The organism is Vibrio sp. 10N.247.311.47 (assembly GCF_041467535.1).
GTDB lineage: Bacteria > Pseudomonadota > Gammaproteobacteria > Enterobacterales > Vibrionaceae > Vibrio > Vibrio crassostreae_C.
Map to the genome: position 1 here is coordinate 1 of NZ_JBFSUR010000109.1, position 1,256 is coordinate 1,256.

1 protein-coding gene and 1 pseudogene are annotated in these 1,256 nt (G+C 42.7%); one reads left to right on the forward strand and one right to left on the reverse strand.

Annotation, left to right across the window (positions count from 1 at the left end):
* Positions 1-374: pseudogene (locus AB6E51_RS24460) on the forward strand (hypothetical protein); the annotation flags it as partial.
* A gap of 455 nt (positions 375-829) precedes the next feature.
* On the opposite strand, the gene AB6E51_RS24465 reads toward AB6E51_RS24460, so the two are convergent.
* Complete coding sequence (locus tag AB6E51_RS24465) at positions 830-1,171, reverse strand: DUF723 domain-containing protein (protein WP_102426108.1); 342 nt, start codon at positions 1,169-1,171, stop codon at positions 830-832.
* Between the last annotated feature and the right edge of the window lie 85 nt (positions 1,172-1,256).

The following is a 1,256-nucleotide window of genomic DNA, read 5'->3' on the forward strand; positions in this document are numbered from 1 at the left end:
CCGACATCGGAAAAATGGGCGTCCCATCACACATCAAAGGGATGTGGAGTAAAGGGTGGAATTATGATGATGAACTGGTCTACTACCGTATTGATGCACCGATTGACGCTGAATTAGCTGAGAAGAAAATGCGTACTTTGCAGAACTATTATGAAAACCACGAGCGAAAAAGTGGGGTAATGCAGGTGGTAGTAGACGAGGCGCGTATTCAAGTGATGTTCACTAAAAAGTGTCATGAGCCTTATGATAATTGCTCCCCTGCTCTAAACAGTGATCCTGAAGGGTGGGTCGTTAAGTCGCCTACCGGCCATACTGATGTTGTTATTATATTTGATGGTAAAGGAGAGTCTTCCCCAGTACCATTCGAAGACTAATTAACTTGAGTACGGCCTAAAACTCAGTGCTATCAGGTAAGGGGCGTTGTTATTACAGCAGTCCCTTTTGCATGAAATTTTTGATAGGCTATTTTAGCAACAAATGTTCAGTCAAATATATTTACGGAATAGCTTCCATTAGTCAAAATGCTTTACTAAAATAAGTGCTTTGGTCAAACATTTTGACTAATAATTTCGGAGGTGTCTCAATGTGTTTTGTTCCAGACTATAAACTCTCAGAGCTCAGTAAAATGGCTGGGTTTGACACCGTTGACGAATTGGCCAGGTACGCATCTACAACGCGCCAGAACCTAGATAATTGGAACAAGTCCCAATCAAAACAGGATTTTCTTCGAGTTGTGATCATGGGAGCCAAGGTTTTGAAGGCTCAAGACATTAAACGTCGAGTAGCTATGTCTAGCTAACAAATATCGACCTATCTAGGTGGTCACTGGTCAATCAAACACCTTCAGCAATAGGTGTTGATATTGTTTCGTCCCTCCACGAACATTGAAGTTATCCGTCCCACATCCCCTGACTTCATTCTTTTCATCGGCTTTTTGTGGTTTACGTTTTGCCTTCTGCGCGCGACTGCAGAGCGGGCAACCGATCTTTTTTACCGTGGCCAGAAAATTATTGGGTGTTGTATGGAAGGCGCCGTGCTCTGGGCACAATATTTCGACAGGGGTAGAACGATTGACGTACTTCATTTTCGAAAAGTCGTACCGCTCACCGTACTTTAGTTTTGCTTTTTGGATAAAGAGGTTTTCTCGATCTTGTCGCGATGGTCTTAACATAGCGTCTTGTTGTTTTTTATTAATTTAGAGACTTTGGAAATCGTGTGTCTGGAGCAGCCTATAAGCGTTTCAATCTGGCTGTAGC

Coding starts and splice junctions, on each gene's coding strand:
- AB6E51_RS24465 (WP_102426108.1), bottom strand. CDS start 1,171: ATGTTAAGACCATCGCGACAAGATCGAGAAAACCTCTTTATCCAAAAA.